21 protein-coding genes and 2 pseudogenes are annotated in these 21,485 nt (G+C 66.1%); 11 read left to right on the forward strand and 12 right to left on the reverse strand.

Annotation, left to right across the window (positions count from 1 at the left end; genetic code table 11):
• Positions 1–9 precede the first annotated feature (9 nt).
• The 3 genes from OG405_RS20675 to OG405_RS20685 form a co-directional block, all read right to left on the reverse strand.
• Positions 10–1,965 (reverse strand): GMC family oxidoreductase, encoded by a 1,956-nt coding sequence (locus OG405_RS20675; RefSeq protein WP_327148119.1) that lies wholly within the window; start codon positions 1,963–1,965, stop codon positions 10–12.
• A gap of 363 nt (positions 1,966–2,328) precedes the next feature.
• Positions 2,329–3,132, reverse strand: a complete 804-nt coding sequence (locus OG405_RS20680) for a DUF72 domain-containing protein (protein ID WP_327148120.1) — start codon at positions 3,130–3,132, stop codon at positions 2,329–2,331.
• Between the two features lie 26 nt (positions 3,133–3,158).
• The gene (locus tag OG405_RS20685; RefSeq protein ID WP_327148121.1) at positions 3,159–3,962 is read right to left on the reverse strand and encodes an SDR family oxidoreductase; all 804 of its coding nucleotides are present in this window, start codon (positions 3,960–3,962) and stop codon (positions 3,159–3,161) included.
• A 259-nt stretch (positions 3,963–4,221) separates the two neighbouring features.
• On the opposite strand from OG405_RS20685, the gene OG405_RS20690 reads away from it, so the two are divergent.
• On the forward strand, positions 4,222–4,854 hold the full coding sequence (locus OG405_RS20690) for a hypothetical protein (protein WP_327148122.1): 633 nt from the start codon (positions 4,222–4,224) through the stop codon (positions 4,852–4,854).
• Positions 4,855–4,902: 48 nt separating this feature from the next.
• On the opposite strand, the gene OG405_RS20695 is transcribed toward OG405_RS20690, so the two are convergent.
• From OG405_RS20695 to OG405_RS29285, 3 genes and pseudogenes are all read right to left on the reverse strand, one after another.
• Complete coding sequence (locus OG405_RS20695; RefSeq protein ID WP_327148123.1) at positions 4,903–5,391, reverse strand: SMI1/KNR4 family protein; 489 nt, start codon at positions 5,389–5,391, stop codon at positions 4,903–4,905.
• Between the two features lie 702 nt (positions 5,392–6,093).
• A complete protein-coding gene (locus tag OG405_RS20700; RefSeq protein ID WP_327148124.1) occupies positions 6,094–6,645 on the reverse strand; it encodes a hypothetical protein in 552 nt (183 codons plus the stop codon).
• Between the two features lie 148 nt (positions 6,646–6,793).
• A pseudogene (locus OG405_RS29285) lies at positions 6,794–7,198 on the reverse strand (toxin glutamine deamidase domain-containing protein); the annotation flags it as partial.
• A 1,504-nt stretch (positions 7,199–8,702) separates the two neighbouring features.
• Between OG405_RS29285 and OG405_RS20705 the strand changes: the two are divergent.
• On the forward strand, positions 8,703–9,299 hold the full coding sequence (locus tag OG405_RS20705; RefSeq protein ID WP_327148125.1) for a hypothetical protein: 597 nt from the start codon (positions 8,703–8,705) through the stop codon (positions 9,297–9,299).
• A gap of 812 nt (positions 9,300–10,111) precedes the next feature.
• On the opposite strand, the pseudogene OG405_RS29290 reads toward OG405_RS20705, so the two are convergent.
• Positions 10,112–10,507 (reverse strand): annotated as a pseudogene (locus OG405_RS29290) (WXG100-like domain-containing protein); the annotation flags it as partial.
• Between the two features lie 387 nt (positions 10,508–10,894).
• Here OG405_RS29290 and OG405_RS20715 point away from each other — a divergent pair.
• On the forward strand, positions 10,895–11,548 hold the full coding sequence (locus tag OG405_RS20715; protein ID WP_327148127.1) for an AIM24 family protein: 654 nt from the start codon (positions 10,895–10,897) through the stop codon (positions 11,546–11,548).
• Between the two features lie 25 nt (positions 11,549–11,573).
• On the opposite strand, the gene OG405_RS20720 is transcribed toward OG405_RS20715, so the two are convergent.
• Positions 11,574–12,146, reverse strand: a complete 573-nt coding sequence (locus tag OG405_RS20720) for a hypothetical protein (protein WP_327148128.1) — start codon at positions 12,144–12,146, stop codon at positions 11,574–11,576.
• Positions 12,143–12,529 (reverse strand): hypothetical protein, encoded by a 387-nt coding sequence (locus OG405_RS20725; protein WP_327148129.1) that lies wholly within the window; start codon positions 12,527–12,529, stop codon positions 12,143–12,145. Before OG405_RS20725 ends, OG405_RS20720 begins: the two co-directional genes overlap by 4 nt.
• 239 nt (positions 12,530–12,768) lie before the next feature.
• Here OG405_RS20725 and OG405_RS20730 point away from each other — a divergent pair, with 239 nt between their 5' ends.
• The 5 genes from OG405_RS20730 (at position 12,769) to OG405_RS20750 (ending at position 17,154) form a co-directional block, all read left to right on the forward strand.
• Entirely contained in the window at positions 12,769–13,584 is an 816-nt protein-coding gene (locus OG405_RS20730; RefSeq protein ID WP_327152429.1) for a helix-turn-helix domain-containing protein, read from the forward strand.
• 409 nt (positions 13,585–13,993) lie between these two features.
• A complete protein-coding gene (locus OG405_RS20735) occupies positions 13,994–14,557 on the forward strand; it encodes a DUF3558 domain-containing protein (protein WP_327148130.1) in 564 nt (187 codons plus the stop codon).
• A 58-nt stretch (positions 14,558–14,615) separates the two neighbouring features.
• Positions 14,616–15,011, forward strand: coding sequence for a hypothetical protein (locus OG405_RS20740; protein WP_327148131.1), 396 nt, complete (start codon positions 14,616–14,618; stop codon positions 15,009–15,011).
• Positions 15,012–15,013: 2 nt separating this feature from the next.
• Positions 15,014–16,294, forward strand: a complete 1,281-nt coding sequence (locus OG405_RS20745; RefSeq protein WP_327148132.1) for a hypothetical protein — start codon at positions 15,014–15,016, stop codon at positions 16,292–16,294.
• Positions 16,291–17,154 carry an ESX secretion-associated protein EspG gene (locus OG405_RS20750; RefSeq protein ID WP_327148133.1) on the forward strand — a complete coding sequence of 288 codons (864 nt, stop codon included), beginning with the start codon at positions 16,291–16,293 and terminating at the stop codon, positions 17,152–17,154. Before OG405_RS20745 ends, OG405_RS20750 begins: the two co-directional genes overlap by 4 nt.
• A gap of 154 nt (positions 17,155–17,308) precedes the next feature.
• On the opposite strand, the gene OG405_RS20755 is transcribed toward OG405_RS20750, so the two are convergent.
• Positions 17,309–17,971, reverse strand: a complete 663-nt coding sequence (locus tag OG405_RS20755) for a TetR/AcrR family transcriptional regulator (RefSeq protein WP_327148134.1) — start codon at positions 17,969–17,971, stop codon at positions 17,309–17,311.
• A 79-nt stretch (positions 17,972–18,050) separates the two neighbouring features.
• On the opposite strand from OG405_RS20755, the gene OG405_RS20760 reads away from it, so the two are divergent.
• A complete protein-coding gene (locus tag OG405_RS20760) occupies positions 18,051–18,443 on the forward strand; it encodes a VOC family protein (protein ID WP_327148135.1) in 393 nt (130 codons plus the stop codon).
• Between the two features lie 81 nt (positions 18,444–18,524).
• Here OG405_RS20760 and OG405_RS20765 read toward each other — a convergent pair whose 3' ends face one another.
• Positions 18,525–19,100: an NADAR family protein gene (locus tag OG405_RS20765; RefSeq protein WP_327148136.1), complete on the reverse strand. Its 576-nt coding sequence runs from the start codon at positions 19,098–19,100 to the stop codon at positions 18,525–18,527.
• A 53-nt stretch (positions 19,101–19,153) separates the two neighbouring features.
• Positions 19,154–19,687, reverse strand: a complete 534-nt coding sequence (locus tag OG405_RS20770) for an Rv3235 family protein (protein ID WP_327148137.1) — start codon at positions 19,685–19,687, stop codon at positions 19,154–19,156.
• A 346-nt stretch (positions 19,688–20,033) separates the two neighbouring features.
• Here OG405_RS20770 and OG405_RS20775 point away from each other — a divergent pair, with 346 nt between their 5' ends.
• Positions 20,034–20,738, forward strand: a complete 705-nt coding sequence (locus OG405_RS20775; protein ID WP_327148138.1) for a metal-dependent hydrolase — start codon at positions 20,034–20,036, stop codon at positions 20,736–20,738.
• Positions 20,739–20,925: 187 nt separating this feature from the next.
• Positions 20,926–21,483: a hypothetical protein gene (locus OG405_RS20780; RefSeq protein WP_327148139.1), complete on the forward strand. Its 558-nt coding sequence runs from the start codon at positions 20,926–20,928 to the stop codon at positions 21,481–21,483.
• The last annotated feature ends 2 nt before the right edge of the window (positions 21,484–21,485 follow it).

Consider the following 21,485-nt stretch of genomic DNA (forward strand, 5'->3'; position numbering starts at 1 on the left):
CCGGCCGGCTCAGGTCAGCCGGGCGGCCAACCGCTTGGCGTTCATATGGGCGATGGCCTCGATCGAGACCATCGGGTTGACCCCCGAGGAGGTCGGGAAGCAGGACGCGTCGGCGACGACGACGTTCTTCACCTCCCAGGTGGCGCCGTCGGGGTCGGTCGCCGAGAGTTCCGGCGATCCGCCCATCCGGGCCGAACCCATGATGTGCAGGGCGCCGAGCGAACATCGCCCCGGTCCGTAGCCCGCGGCACGGGCGGCGGCGGAGAACTCCGCGTGTGATCCCCGCGCTCCGGGTTCGTAGGAGATCCCAGCCTGGTGCCCGGAGAAGATCCGCCGGGCGCCCGCGGCTTCGAGAATGCTCGCCGCGCCCTCGATTCCGGTGTGCAGATGAGCGGCGTCGTAATCGGAGATCCGGTAGTCGACGGTGGGCTGACCGTCGCGGTCCACCTTCACGACCCCGGAATCGCGGTCGCGGGTGATGATGCCGATGGCGTTCGAGCGACCGAAATCCAGCATGTTCGTGCGGTGGCTGTCGGCGCCGCGCCAGCTCATGAACCCGGTGGACAGCCCCGGATGCAGCGGCCCGGTCTCGTAGATGACGCCGTAGCCGTCGCCGTCGAGATCCGCGTGGCGACGGCAGATACGCGTCTGCAGGCCACCCTCCCACGGCCGGATCTCCTCGTCGAACACCCCGAACACCGCGGCCGCCGGATGCAGCCGCAGATACCGGCCGATGTTCTCGTTCCCCAGCCCGGACCGCTTCAGCAGCGCCGGGGTCTGGATCGCCCCGGCCGCTACCACCACCGCCCGCGCCCGGATATCGAACTCGATCCCCGTGGTGGTACGCGCCGTCACCGATTCGGCCTTCCCGCCGCGCACCTCGATCCGCCGCACATCGGCGTCCACGATCAACCGCGCACCTGCGGCGGCGGCGTCGGCCAGCCAGGTCTTGGTGACGGACTGTTTCGCCCCTACCCGGCAGCCGTTACCGCATCGACCGCATTCCACCCCGGCGTCACAGGCGTCGGTCACATTGCGTGGCAACGGATCCACCGCCCAGCCCAGGGCATTCGCGCCGCGTTCCAGCACGCCGTCGCGGGCCGAGAGGATCGAGCGCCGCTCGTTGACCCCGAGCCGGCGTACCACCGCCTCCAGTGATTCGGTGAACTCTGCTTCCCCGAACTGTTTCGCGCCGACCTCGGCCCATTCGTCGCGTACACCGTCCGGTGTCGGCAGCGAGGTACTCCAGTTGACCACCGTGCCCCCGCCCAGGCAGGTGCCCGCGACCAGGGTGATCTGCCCCTCCGCCGATGCCGACGGCCCGGGCGCGTAGAGCTGCTGCAGGCCCGCGAGTTCACCCGCGCCGAAATCCTTGTCGTCGTAGTAACCGCCGCGCTCGACGACGATCACATCCAGGCCCGCCTCGGCGAGCACCGCCGCCGCCGTGCCGCCACCCGCACCCGAACCGACGATGACGACATCACAGGTGAGCGTGCCCGGTTCGGTGATCCGCTGGGGGGACAACGCGGGCTGCGGCGCGTTGGGCAACGGTCCGGGCGGCCCCGGGTACCCGATCTCCTTCCACAGCGGATGGAACCCGGTGGGTCCCGGAGTGACGTTGTAGGCCAGCAGCGAAGCCCCTTTGAGCGCCTGGAAAACCGCCCGAACCGCCCCGAGTTTCGAGTCGCCGAGCCGCAGCAGCGCCCGCTCCCGGTCGGCCTGCGACAGGGTGGAGAACCGCCGCGGCCCCCGGCCGGTGAGCAGACCCGTCACCGGTGAATCCCAGATATCGAGCAGCATCGCCAGCTGCTTCCCCTCGGCCTCCCGGGGGTTGCGCCCCAGCAGTTCGAATACGGTGTCCACGGCACCGATTTCGGTCGCTGACGGCAACGTGCGACCGTCCCCCGGCACGAACGTATCGCAGATCGTCCCGAGCGCGGCACGTTGTTTGGCAGTCGCCTTCATACCTATCCGCCTTCCAGATTGCCGAAGTTCTATCACGTCCCGTGAATCACCGCTTACAAATAGGCGCGAATTGCAGGCAATTATTTGATATCGCCGAAAGAACCGATATTTACTTCGCCCGCTACGGTCCGGCGCCGCGCTCATGAGCGGCGCATGGGCGGAGAGGCGGCCGTCGAGCCGCACGGGGACAGCCGAAATGGCGGTGATGCCGACCGCGCGGTGAATCGACCGCCACTGCCGATAAGCGCATCGGGAGGTGGCCGCAGCAGTGCCGGCCGATACGAACCCGGTCCGTCGCGCCCCTACCTCGCCGCTCAGCTCTCCCCGCCTGGACACACTCCGACGATCCCGTCGAGTGGCCGATCAGAAGAGGGTCATCGGCTCGGCATCGGCGGGGTCCGGGAGAGGTTCGATCTCCGGCACCAGCAGGCGGACCTCGTCGTGGAAGCGGCGCGCGAGATCCCGGGACGACGCATTGTCCGGCGTGTGCAGAAAAACCGTCGGTGACCGGCCCTCCCGCAGCCACTCGGCCGTCTGCTCGACCCACGGCCGCCACCCTGCCACCGTGACATCGCTGTCGTCGCGACCGTGGTAGCGGACGATCGGCGCACCCGTGAGCGCCTTCATCCGGCGTGGCAACCGGGGCTTCTTGGACCGGGCCTCGAATTCGGCCGGACTCGTCGCGGGCCCCGCGAACAGCACACCGGTATCGAAGGGCACCCATTCGGCACCGATCCGCCCCAGTACCCGTTCGAGCTGAGCCGCGGCGCTCTCGTCGGCGAAGAACTCCGGATGCCGCACTTCCACGGCCGGCGGCAACCCCGCGGGCAGCCCCCGGAAGAACATCGCCAGCGCACCCAGATCCGCCGGCCCGAACGAGGCAGGCAACTGCACCCACAGCGCGTGCAGCCGCGACCCGAGCGGTTCCATCGTGTCGAGGAACTGACGCAGTTCGGTGTCCACCCCGGACAGGCGGCGCTCATGAGTGATGAGCTTGGGCAGTTTGATCACGAACCGGAAATCCGGTTCGGTCTGATTCGCCCAGTTCTCCACGGTCCGCCGAGCCGGCACCGCGTAGAACGTCGTATTCCCCTCCACCGCGTTGCACCACCGCGCGTAGCCACGCAGTTTGTCCCCGCGCACCGGCCACGCGGTGTGTGTCCACATGGCACAGCCGACGTGGAGCCGCACACTCAACGCTTCAGCCCGTGGATTCCCGCGACGACCTTCTCGATCACCGACGCCGGCAGCAGCCGCCGCAGCAGGAAGACGATCGGCGCCCGGCTCCCCCTCGCGTACAACGGTTTCGGTTTATCGGCCTCGATCGCCCGCAGAATCGTCTCGGCCACCTGCTCCGGCGAGATACCCGCCTTCTCGTTACTGTCCAGCCGCGCGATCATGGTCCGGAAATCCGCCGCGTACACCGAATCCCGCGCGATGTACTCGGTGCGCCGTTCCCCGATCCCGGTAGCGATGGACCCGGGTTCCACCGTGCTGATCCACACCCCGAACGGCGTCGTCTCCAGCCGCGCGGCGTCCGCGAACCCTTTGATCGCCGCCTTCGCCGCCACATACGACGACCGATACGCGAGCGGAAAACTCGCCAACATCGACCCGACCATGATGATCCGCCCGTAACCCCGCTCCCGCATCCCCGGCAGCACCCACTGCGCCAGCCGGACCGCCCCGAAAACGTTCAACTGGAACAGCCGCTCGATCGCCTCGATCGGCAATTCCTCGATGGGCCCCGACTGGCTCTCACCCGCATTGTTGACCAGCACATCCACCGGACCGAGATCGGCACCGAACCGCTCGATACCCGCTTGATCGGTGAGGTCGAGGGCCCGATACTCCACCCCGGCGACCTTCGCCGATTCCCCGATCGTCCCGGGATCGCGACTGGTGCCGATCACCCGATACCCCCGCCGCACCAGCAGTGCCGCGGTCGCCCGGCCGATCCCCGAGGACGCTCCGGTCACCAGCGCGGTCTTGGTCATGAGATACCTATCGTCGACGATCCGTGGCCACCCGGGCGGTGCAGCCACCCGGTTCGCCAATCTAACCGACGTGTTCACGGTGCGGGAGCGGGTGTCCACCGAGGAAGGCGATACCGCACCCCGGCTCCGGGAGGACGGTTCGACTACGCTCCACGCGGATGATCGTCCGGCCGATCCGACTCGATTATCCGCGATAGCGGCGCAGGATCTCCGACCCGCGCACGGCAGGTCGAGAGGTGGCGAACCCGTGATACCGAGGATGGAACGTGCGGCCCTTCCCGCGGCGAAAGCGCTGCTGGACGCCATCGACACCGCGATCAACAGCAACACCTTCCTGCTGGTGGCGGATCTCGGCGAACCCGTCCAGGAGCAGGACACCGCGGCCGCGGTCACCACCTTCATCCATGATCCCGGTTTCGGTGAGCTGATCGCCGCGGCGGATGCCGCCAGGTGTTGGGGTAATTGGACCGTCTACGACCCCGAACTGCGACGATACGTCCCGGATCCGGACCGGCACCCAGCCCTCATGGTGCGGCTCGACGCGACCGTCACGGCAGACCGGATGGATCGCGCCGGCTTCGAACGGCACCTGAGATGGCTGTTGACCGAGGCATTCAGCCCTTACGACAAGCATGTCGAGCCGGGAACGGCGGATCGGCTCGTTGCCGAGTTCTGCGCCGAGCTACTCGATGACCCAGACCCCGGCGCGGCTCCCTGGGCATTTGCCGCCATCCCACCCCATTTCCTGCACAACTCCGGCTACTACTCCGACAGCGGCAACCCGTCCGGGCCCGTCTACTACTTCGACGGCGACGATTGCGACTCCTGCACCGCCTTCCACCGCGACGGCGACAGCATCCTCCACCTGTTTCTCACCAACGGCAGCCCTTGATACCCGGGGCGGGCTTCGTAATCGGTGCTACCGATCATGATCTCGGCGTCAACGGCCGTATAGTTTTTGCCGCAGGCGCAACTCCTCGGGGAGCGTCCGCGCAAGATCGGCCAACCACTGGTTGAAGGTAAGGCTACTCATCTGGACCGGGCTACCACCCTTGAATATCCAGAATCTCGGGTCAGCCGCGTGAAGGTCTTCTTCCCGAAAGTAGAAGAACATGTATCCCTGATGCGTTTGGAATATGAACGAGTTCTCGAAAGAGGAAAATTCCCCTTTGTAGTCTTCTACTACGATGTCCCGGGCTACATTTTTGGCGTCGAGGATCCAGTCGTAATTCCATTCACCCTCATGGGTGAGCCAATAGGGATCCCTTCCCGAGTACTCGAGGAACTCCCGATACGATTCGGGTAGAGCCTCCACCCGTTGAGACTGCATGAGGTCAGAAATCTCCTGTTCGCTACAGCCGCGATTGCCTGCACGTGCCACCAGGCCTCGCTCGATGAGATCCTCTGCAAGTTGGGCAATAAACGTCATTATGCAAGCCTCCTGGAATTCATAGAGTGGGACGGTTCCTGTCCGGTGGCGGGTATGGCGTCACGAAGAAAACATCTATCGTTACAGATGGGTAGGCCGCTTGGAACCGGGCTATGGTCCGGTTACACGAGAAGCACGGTGTCTGCTCCACGAAGAGCCGGACGCGACCAGCCGCCGGACTGTTTCCGCTGGCAGCCACCGGATACTGCAGCCGCAATATTCGATGTAGGTGTTCGAGCATATTGTTCTCGGCGTCGTTCGACCGAAGCCTCTCGGGGGGAACATCACCGGGCATGATCGAGTTCTCCGAGGAAGGTGCAGCAACCGGAGGCAATGAAGATCCTGCGGGGGCATTGATCGACGGATCCTGAGTTCCACTGAATCCTGCGAAAGAGCCTGATAGCTCACCTATCTCGTAGTGCAGTGCTCCGCCCATAGTCCGCCATCCGATATTTGCGGTCCGGCGGAATTCGCGTTGCATTTCCAAGAGGTCGCTGATCGCAGGGTCATCTACCTCCACCTGCCTGATGTTCGGCCGTTCACCGGTATCTTCGGCCCCATCGCCACCGTCCCCAGTCGTCGGTGGGCCAGGGTCATCACCCCCCGGCGCTCCGTCTCCGAAACTTTCGGCTTCCTCTCGGCCTGTCGAGGTGTCCGACGCGTCGAATACCCTGCTGTCTTCACTGGAGCTCGGGTTTCGCTCTAGAACTGGAAGGTCCCGGCCGGCGGCCAGGTCCCGGTCTCCTGGCTCCGGTCCTCCGCCCAGGCCGCTGCTTCGCTGCACGCCGGGTGGATCACTTGCACGTTGGTCACCATGTGGAATGTTTGTTTGTTGATCAGCAGCAGATGGTCGATCGGGGGTTCCATCGGCGGGTCGGTCAGCGACCGGGCCTGTACTCGGTACTCGATATCGGTCGGGGTTTCCCGGGTCGCCTGGATCTGCACGTTCCAGGTCGGGGGATACACTCGGGCGCCCTGGACCGGTTGACCCGACCGGATCGACTGGTCGTACTCCTGGCCGATCACTTCCGGGGGCATGCTGCGATGTTCGGTGATCACCCCGGTCTGTTTGTTCACCACGAAGTTCCCCAGCCCCAGGCCCAGACCGGCTGCTATCTCCTGCTGGCTCAGGATCGGGCGGCACACCCATCCGAACTCCGTCTCCAGGAGGCTGAATTCCGCCTCCGGGCCGAACGGCTCCCTCAGGTATCGGTCCACTTGGTTGCTGGTGCGGAACGGGGGCTCCGGGTGCATTGACGACTCCTTGCTGAGGGGGTACCGGGATGGAATACAGCTGGTTCGAGTTCGCCACCATAGCGGGCGGCGGGAACGATGAGGTCTGTCCTGATTGGGGATCCCACCACACGGGTCCGCCGGCGCCGTAGGGGTAGACGACGACGGTGGCGTGGCTTCCGCCCTGACTCCAACTGTTCACCACCAGCGCCGAGGATCCGGGACCCATCGCGGCGATATGGTTGTGCAGGTCGAAGAATTGCTGCGGCACCGGCACGTTCGGATCGTGTGCCCGCAGGGGGCTGCCCAGCCAGGCAGCCGCTCGTTCGACACCACCGATTTCACCCGATACTCGGTCGAGGCGGAACAATCCTTGGCGATCCCGCCAACGCGGCGCCGAGACCTGCGGGTCCCCGTAGAAGGACGACAGTGCCGACAGGGAACAGTCGAGACAGTTGTTACCACGACCGGCGACCGACGGGCCGCCGTCGTTGACCAACTGGCTGTACGGGTGGAAGCGGGGGTCGGCGCCCACGACGAATCTGTTCCCGTTTCGGAGTGAATCCTCGACCATCTGCTGATACGCCGGGTTCTCGACGGGACGGAGCCTGCCCCGTCCCTCGACACGTGAGTTCGACGGATTCGGGAAACGCGGGGCGGTATTCGCTCGAGCTATGTCATTGCTGAGCGCCCGGAGGTCATCGGGAGTGAGCGTCGGATCGCTGCCCGAGCGGACCGGATCCAATCCGAGTTGCTCCCGGACATTGTTGGTGATCGTTTCGGGCGTGGAATCGACCGACCAGGTATTCGTGCCTGTCGGGCGCCCCTGCGAGGTGCTGATGTGCACGTCGGCGTCGTGAGGATCGGGAGTGAAAACGACGTCCACCAGCACCCGGTCACCGCTGACCAGCTGCGGCGCGGTGTTCAGGTCTGTGTCGATGCTGCGTTCGGTGTTCGCGATCAGCCGGTTGATATCGGCCGAGGTGACATTCAGGCCGAGGGTGGGGTGGACGCGCACGGTGAGTACATGCAACGTCTCACCGTTCGGCAGCCGGTGTCGGGTGGCGCGGTAGGCCGGACGGCCGTGCGGATTCCGGCTGCTTCGCACCGGAGTCACCCGGTTGCCGAGGGGAGGTTGGGTGCGGTGGAATTCGCGGGCGGCTCGGGCCGCTCTGATATCGCTGTCCGAACGAGCCGGGCGATGCCGGTCCGGCCGCCACCACGAACGACCCGGATCAGGTGGATCGGAGGTACCCGACGGTGAGTTCTGGTGCGGGCCGCCGGGCGGCGGCGGTTCCGCGGGCCGGGCGTTCGACGGTCCCGCGGGTTCGGGGCCGGAGCCCGCGGGGTGGGTCGGTGGAACCGGATTCGACTCCAGACCGGGATCTGCGCTCGAAGTGTACGACTGCTCGGGCGAACTCCAGATCGGATCGTTCGAGGAGCTCGTCGACGGCCGAGTGGATCGGTCGGACCGAACCGGTTCGGATGTCGAGTCCGGCGGGCTTTCGTCAGCTGTCCGTGGCGAGGTGGGCGCGGCGGCCGGAGTCGTGGGTGTGCTGTCGGATGTGTCCGCGCGAGATGGACCGGAGGGGTGCGGCGGATCGTCCGTCCGGTATGGTCCGGCCTCAGTGGATTCGGCACGGTCGGTGGCCGGCGAGGTCCGGCTCGGGATCGGCGGCCGGGCGAAATCGGCCAGGAACCGGGCGTGGTTGGCCGGGTCGAAGAGGTTGTAGGGATAGCCGGGTGTATCCGGTGGCGTGTCCGGGGTGCCGGGCGTGGTCTGGTCGCGCGAGCCCTCGGCATCAGCGGTCGGGCGGGCGGCTCGGGATGCCGATGGCCCGGCACGGGTTCCCGAAGCGGGATTCGCGCCGGCCGTCGCCGGAGTTGCCGCTGCCTCCGGGGCCGAATTGATACGAGGAGCGTCTGCCGATGAACCGCCCGATGTGGGCGGAGCGACGGGTCCGGGTTGGACGGTCGGTGTAGCGGCAGCGGCCGAGGTGGTGGTGGTCGTTTCCGTGGCAGCGGGTTCGAGCGTCGTCGCGCCGGGGACACTCTGCGACGGAGAGTGTCCTTGACCGTTGGCGGTCTCCGAGCCGTTCGAGGTTGTGGTACCGGTAGGGGTGTCCGGGTCGGTCGGGGTATCCGAGCTGGTCGAGGTGCCCGGAGTTGTCGAAGCGTCCGGCGTTGTCGAGGCGTCCGGCGTTGTCGAGGCGTCCGGCGTTGTCGAGGCGTCCGGCGTTGTCGAGGCGTCCGGCGTTGTCGAGGCGTCCGGCGTTGTCGAGGCGTCCGGCGTTGTCGAGGCGTCCGGCGTTGTCGAGGCGTCCGGCGTTGTCGAGGCGTCCGGCGTTGTCGAGGCGTCCGGAGTGGTCGAGGCGTCCGGAGTGGTCGCGGGCGCGGGAGTTGCGGCAGCGGGCGTTCCGGCATCCGGTGAGGCCGAAGGTTCCGGGCCCAGGTCGAGGCTGGAGGTCTGCTGTGGAGTTTCCGGGCTTGCTTCGGGGGGCGGATTCGCGGCGGTGGGTTCGTCTGCTCCGCCCGGTGCGCTCGTGGTCTCCGGTGCGGCCGGGGAGCCGGAGGGCGGATCTCCGGCCGCCGGGTGTGTTCCGTCGCCGGAGGTCTGGGATGGCGTATCAGCGGTTCCGGGATCGGTATCCGAGGGTTGCCCAGAAGGCTGCTGATCCGACGCCGAGGGCTGTGTGGAGGTGTCCGGAGCGGGTTGGGGGTTCGTGCCCGACGGCTGAGTCGGCTGCTGACTCTGGTTCTGCGACTGACCCTGGTCCTGGGTGTCCCGGACGCCCGAGTCCTGTTCAGAGCCCGAATCGGATGCCTCATTATCGCCGTCGGGCTGGTTTCCGGTATCCGATGACTCGTTCGACTCGCCTTCGTCACCACCGGTCTCGTTGTTCTCACCGGCGCTGTTCGGGCTGTCGCCGGAGTTGCTCTCTCCCAGCGTTTCCCCACCGCGTTGCAACCCGCCCGCCGCGGCGGAGGAGAGATTCTCCGGCGAGAGCGCGTTCTCCCAGCTGAATTCGCGGTCGTTGAGCGCCGCGTCGGTGGCCTCACCGGCCACCTCCCCCGCGACGCTCGCGACCGTCTCCTTGCCCGCGTCCTTGGCGGCATTGGCCAGCGGGCTGCCGCCTTCCGGGCCGCCGGGTACATTTCGGCTGGTCAACCCGTCGGGACCCATCGCACCCGTGACGGCGCCGCTGGCCGCGGCGGTTAGCGCGGTCTTACCGGCCTCCGTCAGGTCGTCGGTCGTGATCTCGTCGCGGCGACCGGTCGCCACTTGCAGGGCCTTGGTGCCCAGGTCGAGCACGGTCTCCTCCAGTGCCGCTTCCCAGGCTCCACGGACCGCGGCTCGGGCGGCCGCTTTCAGCGCGGCCTTCGAGAGAATGCGCTGCACCAGCTGTTTTATCGCGACCCGGATCGCGATCCGGGTCGTTACCTGAGCCGCGGCCGCCTCCGCGGCGGCTGCCGGGGCGCCGATGCCGGTGGATGCGGCGGCGAGGGCCACGGCCATTTCGACGGCGAAGATCGCCAGACTGGCCAGGATCACCAGTTTGGTCTGCTCGATATCGGCCGCACCGTCACCGATCTCGTCGGCGAGGGTTTCGATATGGGCGATCAGACCGTCGAACGCGCCCTGGCCGTGCCCCAACTGGGTCCATCGGTCCGAGATCGCCTGCGCGGTGTCGCCTTCGATCGATGCCAGCACCTGGTCGATCGCGTAATCGGCGTCGGCGTCCAGGCCTCTCAGATCGGTGGCGAGCTGTGTCCACGCCGACTCGACCCGCCGCATCGCGGTCTCGTCGCCCTCCGGCCAGTCACCGGCTCCCACAACGTATTTCGCCACCCACTGCAGCGATTCCGGGATCTCGATACCCATTCAGCGCACTCCCGCCGAAGCGAACCGTATTCCCGGCGCGAGGTGGCGGACACCACGTTCCCACGCACCCGAGCGGCGCATCATCCGACCCCTCAGCCTCGACAACAGATCCATCACCCATATCCGACGGCGACGAACACGACCTGGTTCCATCGATCCGAAAAATTTCCCGATCTGTCGGAGCGAGCCGAATTGTGCCATCCGTCGCCGTAAATCGCCCCACCGGCGAACGACAGGGCGCATGCCACCCGGGGCCGGTCCGGATCGGGTCCGTAGGCGCAACGATCGAAGCCGGATCCCCGGGAGAGTCCAATATGCTGACCACAGTCCGCGTATGCCGGTTGGCGCGAAGGCAGCCGATCCCGCCCGACACGAAGGGAACCCATTGTGCAGAGTGAACTGTTCGCCGCCGAGAACACGGCCCAGCCCGCGACAGCTCCGGGCCTGACCGCGCAGAGCGCGAAATCTCTGAAGTACGCCGTCAACGGTGAGTGTCTCGCCCGGCAAGGGTCGATGGTCGCCTTCCGAGGCGACCTGCGGTTCGAGAAGAAGGGGCAGGGCGTCGGGAAGTTCCTGCAGCGTGCATTCACCGGCGAAGGCGTGCCGCTGATGACGGTGCGCGGTCAGGGCGAGGCATGGTTCGCCCATTTCGACCGCAACTGTTTCATCGTCGACCTCGTCCAGGGTGACGCGCTCACCCTCAACGGCAGCAATGTCCTGGTGTTCGATTCGAGCCTGCAGTACGACATCCGCATGGTGCAGGGCGTCGGGATGGCAGGTGGCGGGTTGTTCAACTGTGTGTTCTCCGGCCAGGGGCGATTGGGGCTGGTTTGCGCGGGGACGCCGATCATCATTCCGGTGCACCCGCAGGCCCCGGTTTTCGTCGACACCGACGCCGTGGTCGGCTGGAGCGCGAACCTGCAGACCTCACTGAACCGGTCGCAGTCGTTCGGTTCGATGGTTCGCGGCGGCTCGGGTGAGGTGTACCAGCTCCGGCTCGACGGAGAAGGTTTCGTCATCGTCCAGCCCAGCGAGGCCTGACCCGCCGGACACCCGGCTCGCCGTTTCACAGCTCCGGCGCGGTCCGCAGCCGCATCAGGTGCGGGTGGTTTGCTTCGTCGAGGGCGAGCGCGGCGGTCCACAGCGAGCTGTCCAGTGCCCCGGTGACGCGCCATTCGTCCGGTGCGTTCGCGGGGATGTGTATCCGCACCGGGTCCAGCTCTGTCAGGTGCCGCCCGACCACGGCCCACCACTGCCGACCGGTCGCATCGACGATCGCGGCCACGATCAGATCGTCCTCGCCGGGCAACTGTCCGGCCGCCGCACGCACCACGTCGGGGATGTGCCGGTTCTCCGGCCGATCGGCGAGCTGATCCGCGAATACGACGAAAACCAGTCCGAAACCGAATATCCCCGGCCCGAGTACCTTGCGCAGGCCGGCCGCACACAGATGAATCGGATTGGGTTCGTACGCATCCCGGTCACCGGTGAGATCGACCGTCGCGCAGTCTGCGTCTATGGCCCGGCCGTCGAAGCGGAACCCGTACAGCATCGGCATCAGCGTGGTAGGCAGCGACAGCAGATAACGGGCGGCGATCTCGTCGACGGACTCGGGATCGGGATAACGGATCTCGCTCATCCGCGGCCGGCCGCGACCGCGAGGGAAGTCCAGAGATCGTGCCGGACCGCGTCCCACAGCGGCGCCAATTCCGGGCAACGCTCCCGCATCTCCGCCAGATCCGGCGTACCCACCACCGAAACCGCTCTCCCGGATTCAGCACGCACCTCGACGATCCGGACGCAATTCCGGTCGAGTCGCCACACCGCCACACAACCGCCGTACTCGGTGCGACGGACACTCCGCGACGCCTCACGCCGGGGCGGGTGGCCCTCGGGCGCGGAACGCACACCGGAGAACCCGCGAGCCCACCCGGCTCGGTGCACAGCGTCGTCCGCGCTGGAACTCCGGTCGCGAACCTGTCGTATCGCCCTGGTCAGCGGGCTTCCGTGTTGCTCGGCCATGTGGTTATGTTGCTGCCCGCACGCCGCGCCCGTACGGCTCAGCGGGACAGCAGTATTCAGCTCGTCCGTACACCCAGACCACAGTCCGGTCGACCGAGCGGCGTCGTCCGAAACGGACCTTCACCTGGGCCGTTACGGACCGACCAGGGGAAGGGGAACTCGTGACAGGAAACGATCGACCCGGTTCGACACTGCCGCGGCGGCAACTGGGCCGCGCCCTGCGGGAAGCGCGGGAGGGGGTGGGGTTCACCCTCGAACAAGCGGCACAGGAGATGGAGATGAGCAAGACCGCGCTCATCCGGCTGGAGAAGGGGCACAACGAGAAGGTCAAACTGCGGGACGTGGAGGGGTTCGGAAGGCTGTACGAGCTCGACGACATCTACATCGAAGATCTCAAAGAGTTGGCTCAGCAGACCGCGACCAAGTCGTGGTGGAACGGAACCCGCCGCACGTTCAGGGGTGGGTTCACCACCTATCTGAGGCTCGAATCGGCGGCATCTCACCTGAGTGCCTTCCAGCCCTCGATCATTCCTGGACTTCTGCAATCGCTCGAGTACATGAGAGCTGTCGAAAGACCATTTTTCTCGCAGGATACCCAAGAATCCGTCGAACGCCGTATCGCGCTGCGCATGCGCCGAGCGGCCATTCTGACTCGGCGGAACAGTCCTGTGTCAGCAGAGTTCTTGGTACACGAGAGCGCTCTGCACACGCAGGTGGGTCCAGCGGCGGTGATGAGCACCCAGCTGCGGCACATGGCCGATATGAGCACGCTTCCCAACTTGGCCGTGCGAATACTCCCTTTTGCGGCAGGCTTTCCAGGAAAATGGAACCCCGTTCTTCCCTACATCATCCTCGATTTCCCGGAGCGCAGTCGCGAGTTTCAAAACGAGCCACCCGTTGTTTACACCGAAACAACTACTGGATCAATGTTTTTCGAGAGTATCGGGGACCTTGCCATCTATCGTGACATTCACGAGACGCTCCAAGGCGCAACGCTTGACGAACAGCGGTCCCGGGACCTGCTACGGCAAATAGCAAGGAGATACAGGTCATGACGTTCGATCCGACCCACTCCGCCTTTTTCAACTCATCGCGCAGCTACGCGCAGAACGAGAACGCGTCGAAATCACCCGGCTCGACGATGCGAAGGCCGGAGTCCGACAGCAGACGTAGCCGGGCAGGCCGACATTTGGTCTTCGGCCGAAAGCTCGGTCGTCGTTTGCGAACATCATGAGGAATTACGTTCTCGACCTTCTATCGGCTTGACTCAAGCGGCCGGCAGATGTGTTCTCTTCTGACCGGGGACCAAGCCCGGGGTCCAAAAAAGGCCGATTCAATGGACTTCCGGGCATCTCGTCCAAAAACGCCTATCCGGACACCGTTGAGGGCCTCCCGCATCGAGACACCAACAAGTATGATGTGCCGGGGCCGTGCGGAGGGCTCACACGTCGCAGCAGGAGGGGTATGCGCACCGCGAAGAAGAACTGGGCAGGGGTCGCGGCGCTCGCCATAACCGCGCCATCGCTGGTAGCCGGGTGCGGGGTCACCGTCGAAGGGCAGCCGGAGGCGAATGGGCACAGCACAGAGGCCTCTGTGGAATGGAACCCGTGCTCGCAGCTGCCGAATGAGGCATTGCAGGCAGCCGGAGTAGATCCATCGCAGAAGAACAACGCGATAAACGCTCCAGGCGATCGTGCGCTGTTTCGAGTCTGTTCCTGGGACTCGGTCGGCGGTCCCTACCACGTCGGCATCGGCGCAACCGCGCTGACACAGGACGAGTGGTACGACAACACCGAGGTCACCGACGTCAAGCCGCAGCAGATCAACGGCCGGACCGGGTTGCGCTTCTATCCTGACAACGGTGATCAACCGATCCGCGCGTGCTACGTGAGCCTTCCGATGGAAGGTGGTTCGCTCTTCATCAATGTCGACTGGCAGTACAGCCAGCGCAGCTCAATGCCGGAGTCTCCACCATGTGCACTGGCGGTTCAGCATGCACAGAAGCTGGAACCGTACCTGCCCCAGTAGCGTCCAATGATCGAGCAGGGCCGACCGCACCGAGCGCCCATCAATAGGGGAAGACACCATGGCTCAGCAAGAACAAGGCACCACACAGGTGGCGATGCTGCAGCAGTGGCAGGGCCTCAAGACTCAGGCCGAGAGCGGTGAGCTGACGATGGATGCCGATATCGTCGAAAAGCTGACAGCACGTTGCGACACCTTCTTGGGCGAGCTGGAAGACATGCTCAATTCATCCGGTAACCTGGCCGCGCTCTCCGGCTTCGGAACGCTGAGGTCCGCGATGGCCCTACAGACCAAATTCGCATCCAAGGCTGTACAGGACTCCGATTCCGCTTCCAACCGTCTGAAGACCGCGATAGACATCGTTACCCTGATGAAGGAGACCTTCGAACTGTCCGCCGGACGAGTCCTGGAAACCGATTCGTCCACTTCCAACGCGCTGGGTAATGCAGGAGCCTAGTCATGGTCAGTTTGTCGCAGTGGCTCAATCCGATTCTCAACGGCTCGGAGGAGGCATCGAAGAACAAGTCCGACGATACTCACCTCGCTGAGGATCAGAACACCACCTGGAATCAGGACCGTGCAGCCTTCGGCGGGGAATGGTCAGGACTGGTCAACGAGTTCGGTGGTCAGTTCGCACCGTCCGCTATCCTCGAGAAGGACGGCTTCCCCGCCATGACCCATCAGCAGATCTGGGATGCTCTCGATGGCGTCAATTCCGCCATGATCAACGATTTCGCGACCACTTGGCGGGGCTTGACCGACAAGGCACGCACCGCCAACAAGGAATTCCTGGACGGCGTCAACGCCGACCTGGAAGCAGGTTGGAACGGTCAGTCCGGTACCGCTGCGGTCGACGGAGTCCGTGAGTTCAGCACCTCGTTCACCGCTCTGGCCGCGAGTTTCCAGATGGTGGCCCACGGCCTCGACTTGATGGAAGGCCATCTCGCTCAGGCGAAAGCTTCTGTCGGCGAACCCGACTCCGTGACCCTCGGCGACAAGGTCATCAACTCTTTGCCTCTCGGCGATACTTTGAAGAGTCCCCAGTATCGGGCCGACGAAGCCCAGGAGACCGCCCGCTGGGTGATGACCACCTACTACGAGCCCGGCGCCGCCGATGTGGACAGCAGGACTCCCGTGCTGCCCGAGCCGAAGAAAACCGTCGACGACGGTAGTAGCCCCCAGCAGCCGGGCGGCGCGACGCAACCCTCCCAGCAGAGCACACAGCCGCAGACCACGCGGTCGCAGACCACCACCGACGACGGCACGCAGACCGAGAAAGGTGCCGAGGATCCGGGCTCGACCGAGCAGGAGGATCCGCAGGCCACCGAGCCGCAGAGTACGACCCCTCAATCGACCACACCGGAAACTCCGACCAACCCCGCGCTCACCACCGGCACCCCGACCACCACCACGCCGGGAAGCCCGTCGGGGACACCATCGGGGTCACCGTCCGGGACCCCTTCCGGCACACCGCAGACCACCGCTCCCTTCGTGCCCGGACAGACCGTGCAGGGTGCGCCGAAGTCCGCCACCGGCACCCCGCCCACGGCTTCGACCAGCGCGTCCAACCGTGCGGGGCGCGGCGGTATGCCGGGCATGATGCCGCCGGGAGCGCGCGGCAACAAAGGGGACGAGGACGAGGAGCACAAGGTTCCCGACTACCTGGTGTACGACCGGGGCAGTGAACTGCTCGGTACCCAGCCGCCGGCGTTGCCGCCGGGTGGAGTGATCGGCGGGTGAACGATCCACAGTGGCGCCTGGACGGGGAAATGTTCACCCAGGCGGTGCGGGCGTTCGGCCGAGATCGATTGCCCTACCCGATCCGGGTGCTGCCGCTCGGTCCCACCGAGACGCCGCCGACGTTCGACGAGTACGAGCAGGTGCGGCTGGCGGCGGCGCGACGGCTGGCGGACCTGGCCGACGAGCGGCTGTTCCGCGCGTTGGAGACCCTCTTGGAACCCCAGGTGCGCATAGAGGTTCACGGAATCTACGACCGCGGATTCGAACGGGTGGTGCGCATGCACGCGGGTGTGCACGGGAAGTCCGCCACACTCGCCGTGCAGGTACCGGGACCGACGAAGGACTACGGCGGGGACGTCGTGTTGCACGCTCTGCCGGCTCAGCAGTTGACGGCCCGGCTCGTCACATACCTGCCGCGCTGCGCGATCGGGGGTTATCCGACGGTCCACGGCGCGCGCGCCGATATCGGGAAGGTCGAGTACTCCCGCCACCCCACCCGGATCTCCCGGACCGAGGAGATCAACCGGATCATCCGGCGCCCGCGGTCCGGTGTCGGCGAGATCGGGGTGTTCGCGGGTCCGGCGATCGATTCCCGGCCCACCGGTAACCCGCACGGATTCCATTGGATGGATTACCTACCGCAGGACGGCCGCTACCTGCTGATCAATCACACGCAAGAGGAATTCACCCTCACACCGGGTTCACCGGAGGAGATCGCGCGACGGCTCCAGCAGGCCGTTGTCACCGTCCGCTCGGCCGCGGCATCCGGGCCCGGTGGCCGCCGTGACCACGCACGGGACGATTTCGACGCGGACGACGACTACTACCGGGAACGCAATTCACGCGGCTGGACCACCTGAGCCGGTTCATCGGCGGAATATCATCCGCGCTCACCACCGCACGAGAATTTCCCGCCCGCACGGTGATTCCGCTGAGCACCACATCTTCGGTGGCCACCTTGCTTACCCAGCCAGGTAGAGGCCACCGTGCGGTGGAGTGGACGACGTAACAGCGTTACGCCGGTGGGAATCTCGCGTCGTTGCGTTCCAGCAGCGCACCCGCCGCCCGCAGCACATGCCCGGCGATCTCCGCCGGGTCCGCCCCGTACAGCGGCTCCCGATGCAGTACGGAACGAACCAACCCGATCCCCAGCAACCAGGCCAGCAGCAGATCCGCGCGCAACTCCCCGTCGTCGCCGTCGGTGAGCGTCGACAACGCCCGGATGTACTCCTCCCCCAGTTCCCGGCGGATCACCGACGCACCTTCTTCGTGCCCGCTGGACCGCAACGCGGCCTGCAGCCAATTCCCCGGCGAGACCGCCTCGTTCGGCTCCAGTGCACGCTCCAGCAATCTGGACAGCAGCGCGTCCACCGGCCCGGCATCGAGTACCGAGCGCCCGCGATCGGTCATCGTCGCCCGGAACAGTTCGTCCTTGTTCCCGAAGTACCGGAACAGCAGTGCCTGGTTCACCCCCGCCCGCGTAGCGATATCGCGTACGGTGGCGCGCTCGTACCCTCGCTCGGCGAACAATTCCCGCGCCGCCGCCAGAATCGCGGCCCGCGTGGCCGAGGCATCCCGCCGACGACCCACCGGCTCGTTACCGCTGACCATGACCCTCCGCTCACCTGCCATCAGGAAGAGCAGCGTAAGGCATACCGGATCAGACAAAGCGGGCACCCAGCAACACCTCCGCACACCGCTTCGGCAGAAGACACCCTGGACGAGAGCCGGGCCGGGGATCTACGCTCGGATCACCATGCCGGAACTCCTCGGGATCAACCATCTGACGCTGGCCACGACGGACTTGGACCAGCTCGTGGCGTACTACACCGGAGTCCTCGGAGCACGACTGTCCTTCGAGCGCCCCGCCTCCGCCACCGACCCGCGCATCACGGTCCTCGATGTCGGCGGCGCCGACCATCTGGCGATCGTCGAGACCACGACCGGACCGTCCACCGACCTCGACCCCCTGGGACGAGCCGGGTGGGGTCTACGCCTGGCGACCTACGCCCAACTGTGCGAGGTACGCGAACGGATCTTGGGCGCCGGGCTCCCGGCCGGCCCGATCGAAACACTCCCCACCCAGTGGACGATGACGGCCCACGACCCGGACGGCCGCCCGGTCGATATCCGGGCCCACCGCCCCTGAACCGCTGACGCTCCGACCCGGCCTACCGTTCGCCGAGCACGGCCCGTACAGCAGGAGTAGCCGGTGGCCCGCCACCTCTCTTCACTCGGCCACGTCCCCGACCGGCGATTCACGCAACACGGTCCGAGCCTCCATCAAGGCGAACCCGAGCAGATTCGACCCCTTCCACCGACTGGGGTCCTCCGTACGCGGATCGTCCACCGCCAGCCCGATACCCCATATTCGGTCCACCGGGCTGGCCTCGACGAGTACCCGATCCCCGGTGTTCAGCAGAAAGCACCGAAGATCCTCGTGCTGACCGAACTTCGCGATACTGCCCGCGAGAACGATTCCGAATCGGCGCTCCACCCACAGATCCTCGTCGAAACCACCGATCCGCCGCCCCAGCGTCTTCGCCTCTCCGGGGCTCCGTGCTTCCAGGACCTTCGCGGCGATCGCCCAGTCGTCGAACAGCAGTGCCTTCCGCCACATCATGTAGTGCTCGGTCGTGGCAAAAACCACCCCGTCGACCGTGAATTCCGCCGGCCACCACTGACTCAGGCAACCCGCACCTACCGTCCCGTCCCTGGGGGGACGGTGACCCCAGAACGGCAGATACTTCACCCGGCCGCCATCAGCCACGATATCGACCAGATCGCTGACACTTCGAGCTCTCACCCGACCAACCGTGCCCGAAACGCACGAGGAGCGCATCTGTATTCCGAAGTCGTTCACATGACCCGGAGCGCGGTCATCTTCCATGGCGTCGTACTGCCACGTTCGATACGTCCGGCGACCACCAGCCGCCGCGGGCCCCGCTGATAGGTGGCCATCATCTCCGCCGCCCGCTCCTCCACCTGGAACAACCGCACCGCGCCCGGCACAGCCGACCCGAGCGCCCGGCCGGGAGCGTGATCGCCCGCCACCAAGGAGCCGATCGCGCAGACCAGACCGGGTGTGCACAGGGCGTTCAGCTGGGCGACCGGGCGCCGCCGATCCAGTACTTCGAGCAGGATCCGGACCGCGGTTGTGGCGAAAGCCCTGGCACCGGCCGGTTCCGGACGGCGGGCCGCAGCGTGCCCGGTGCGCTGGCCACGCCGGAGTCCGGCCGGGGCACTGCGGTTGCGCCGCAGCGCTTTCCGATCCAGTCGAGCTGCGCAACCTGTCGAAGGGGCGGATAGGTCCGGATGCGGACTGTGATCCTCCGGGGCGGCGACGTTCGCCTCGACTTGTTCGCTGTCGTGCGCGGGAACGTCATCGGGCACGTGCGTTCGCCCCGCGGCGGCGCCGTCATGCGGGCACGACCGGCGCACCGGCGGTTCGTACACGGGCACCCGGTGGAGAACCGGCTGGAAATCGACCATTTCGAAGCCCCCCTCGATGAACGGATCGCCCCCACGACGTCCGACCGGGCCAGCATCGCACCTCGGCGCGCGGCAGTACAGATGGTCATCGGATCTTTCACCGGAACACCGGTCGGCACGGCGTGTCTCCGTCGGGCCGGATCATCGGCGAGTCGCGCAGGCGGCCGACGGTATCGGACTTGTCGGCATCGATTGCTAAATTTGACCGTTACTGTCCGTTTCGCTTTTTCAGATACCGGGAGAGTTAGTGCTCGGCCATTCCCACGCCACCAGTGGCGCACTCGCGTTCGTCACCGCCGCCACCGTCGTCCCGCCCTCCGTCCTGGAGTTCGTCCAGGGGCCGGTGAAGATCAGCGCGCTGGAACTCGTTCTGGGTGCCTTCATCACGGCGGGGGCCGCCCTGCTCCCCGATATCGACCATCCCAACAGCACTATCGCGCAGTCGCTCGGCCCGGTGAGCAATACGCTCGCGAAAGGGGTTTCGGCGATATCCGGCGGCCACCGCAAAGGGACGCACGGATTGTTGTTCGTGCTACTCGCGGGATGGGCGACCTGGGCCGGAGTGCATCACCTGGGCCGGTATTTCACCCTGGGCGTGGTCTTCGTGATGCTCGCCTTCGGAGTGCGAGCGCTGCACCTGACACCGAAGGGAGATTCGCTGCGTGCCTACGGTTTGTGCATATTGCTGGCCGGCGCGGGCACAGTACTGATGGACCGCTGGTTACCGGATTCGCCCTACTGGCTACCGTTCGCCATCGGGCTGGGCGCGCTCATCCATATCGTCGGCGATTGCCTCACCGATCGCGGCTGCCCGCTGCTGTGGCCGCTGAAGTTCAAACTGACGCTCCCGATCATCTCCCGGACGGGGAACAAGGTGGAGACCTGGGTACTGACACCGCTGATGGGGCTGGTCACGGTCGGACTGCTGTACGTCTACGCCGTACCGAACTAGGTGCCGCGCCTGAAATAGGCTGATCAGTGGTCCGATTTCGAGGCGCTCGATCCATCGGAGTCGCGGTAGTGGCGAGGGCTCGTGTGTCGGCTCGGACACACAGTGGATGTCGGTGAGCGAACAGACCGTTCGGGTCCGAAGCCGAAGAATTGCGGGCACCGAAGAACGAATGCCCCCGGAGGATCCCATGTCAAGATTTGCCACCGTGATCAATGCGGCCGCCGCCGCGATTGCCGCCGCCGCTGTTCTGGGCCTGTCCGCGCCCCCCGCGGCGACGGCGGAACCAGCACCGCCCGCACCGGCGACATCGGCGCCGGTACCCGTGAAAACGCAGGGATGGCTGAAGATCTACTCAGGTCAGGCGCCGCACGGCACCGATGCCGTCGAGCTCACCGCCGTCACCGACCCGGCGGTCGGGCTGCGCGTGTCCGACGGTGACGGTCGCTCGCTCTACCGATTCGACAAGGACACCACCGAACCGTCGCAGTCGAACTGCAACAACGAGTGTGCCGCCACCTGGCCGCCACTGCTGGTGAGCCGGGGGCAGGGGCTCTACATCGTGGGTATCGACCCGGATCTGGTCGGATTCATCGAGCGCGCGGACGGTTCGTGCCAGATCACCATCGGCGGCTGGCCCGTGTACCACTTCGCCAAGGACCAGCGGCCGGGAGATCTGCTGGGTCAGGGCGTCGGCGGCACCTGGTTCGCGGTCGCACCCACCGGCGGCAAGGCGCTCGAGAAGTAGGC

The sequence above is a fragment of the Nocardia sp. NBC_01329 genome (assembly GCF_035956715.1).
Lineage (GTDB): Bacteria > Actinomycetota > Actinomycetes > Mycobacteriales > Mycobacteriaceae > Nocardia.

Coding starts and splice junctions, on each gene's coding strand:
- OG405_RS20675 (WP_327148119.1), bottom strand. CDS start 1,965: ATGAAGGCGACTGCCAAACAACGTGCCGCGCTCGGGACGATCTGCGAT.
- OG405_RS20680 (WP_327148120.1), bottom strand. CDS start 3,132: ATGTGGACACACACCGCGTGGCCGGTGCGCGGGGACAAACTGCGTGGC.
- OG405_RS20685 (WP_327148121.1), bottom strand. CDS start 3,962: ATGACCAAGACCGCGCTGGTGACCGGAGCGTCCTCGGGGATCGGCCGG.
- OG405_RS20690 (WP_327148122.1), top strand. CDS start 4,222: ATGGAACGTGCGGCCCTTCCCGCGGCGAAAGCGCTGCTGGACGCCATC.
- OG405_RS20695 (WP_327148123.1), bottom strand. CDS start 5,391: ATGACGTTTATTGCCCAACTTGCAGAGGATCTCATCGAGCGAGGCCTG.
- OG405_RS20700 (WP_327148124.1), bottom strand. CDS start 6,645: ATGCACCCGGAGCCCCCGTTCCGCACCAGCAACCAAGTGGACCGATAC.
- OG405_RS20720 (WP_327148128.1), bottom strand. CDS start 12,146: ATGAGCGAGATCCGTTATCCCGATCCCGAGTCCGTCGACGAGATCGCC.
- OG405_RS20725 (WP_327148129.1), bottom strand. CDS start 12,529: ATGGCCGAGCAACACGGAAGCCCGCTGACCAGGGCGATACGACAGGTT.
- OG405_RS20735 (WP_327148130.1), top strand. CDS start 13,994: ATGCGCACCGCGAAGAAGAACTGGGCAGGGGTCGCGGCGCTCGCCATA.
- OG405_RS20740 (WP_327148131.1), top strand. CDS start 14,616: ATGGCTCAGCAAGAACAAGGCACCACACAGGTGGCGATGCTGCAGCAG.
- OG405_RS20745 (WP_327148132.1), top strand. CDS start 15,014: ATGGTCAGTTTGTCGCAGTGGCTCAATCCGATTCTCAACGGCTCGGAG.
- OG405_RS20760 (WP_327148135.1), top strand. CDS start 18,051: ATGCCGGAACTCCTCGGGATCAACCATCTGACGCTGGCCACGACGGAC.
- OG405_RS20780 (WP_327148139.1), top strand. CDS start 20,926: ATGTCAAGATTTGCCACCGTGATCAATGCGGCCGCCGCCGCGATTGCC.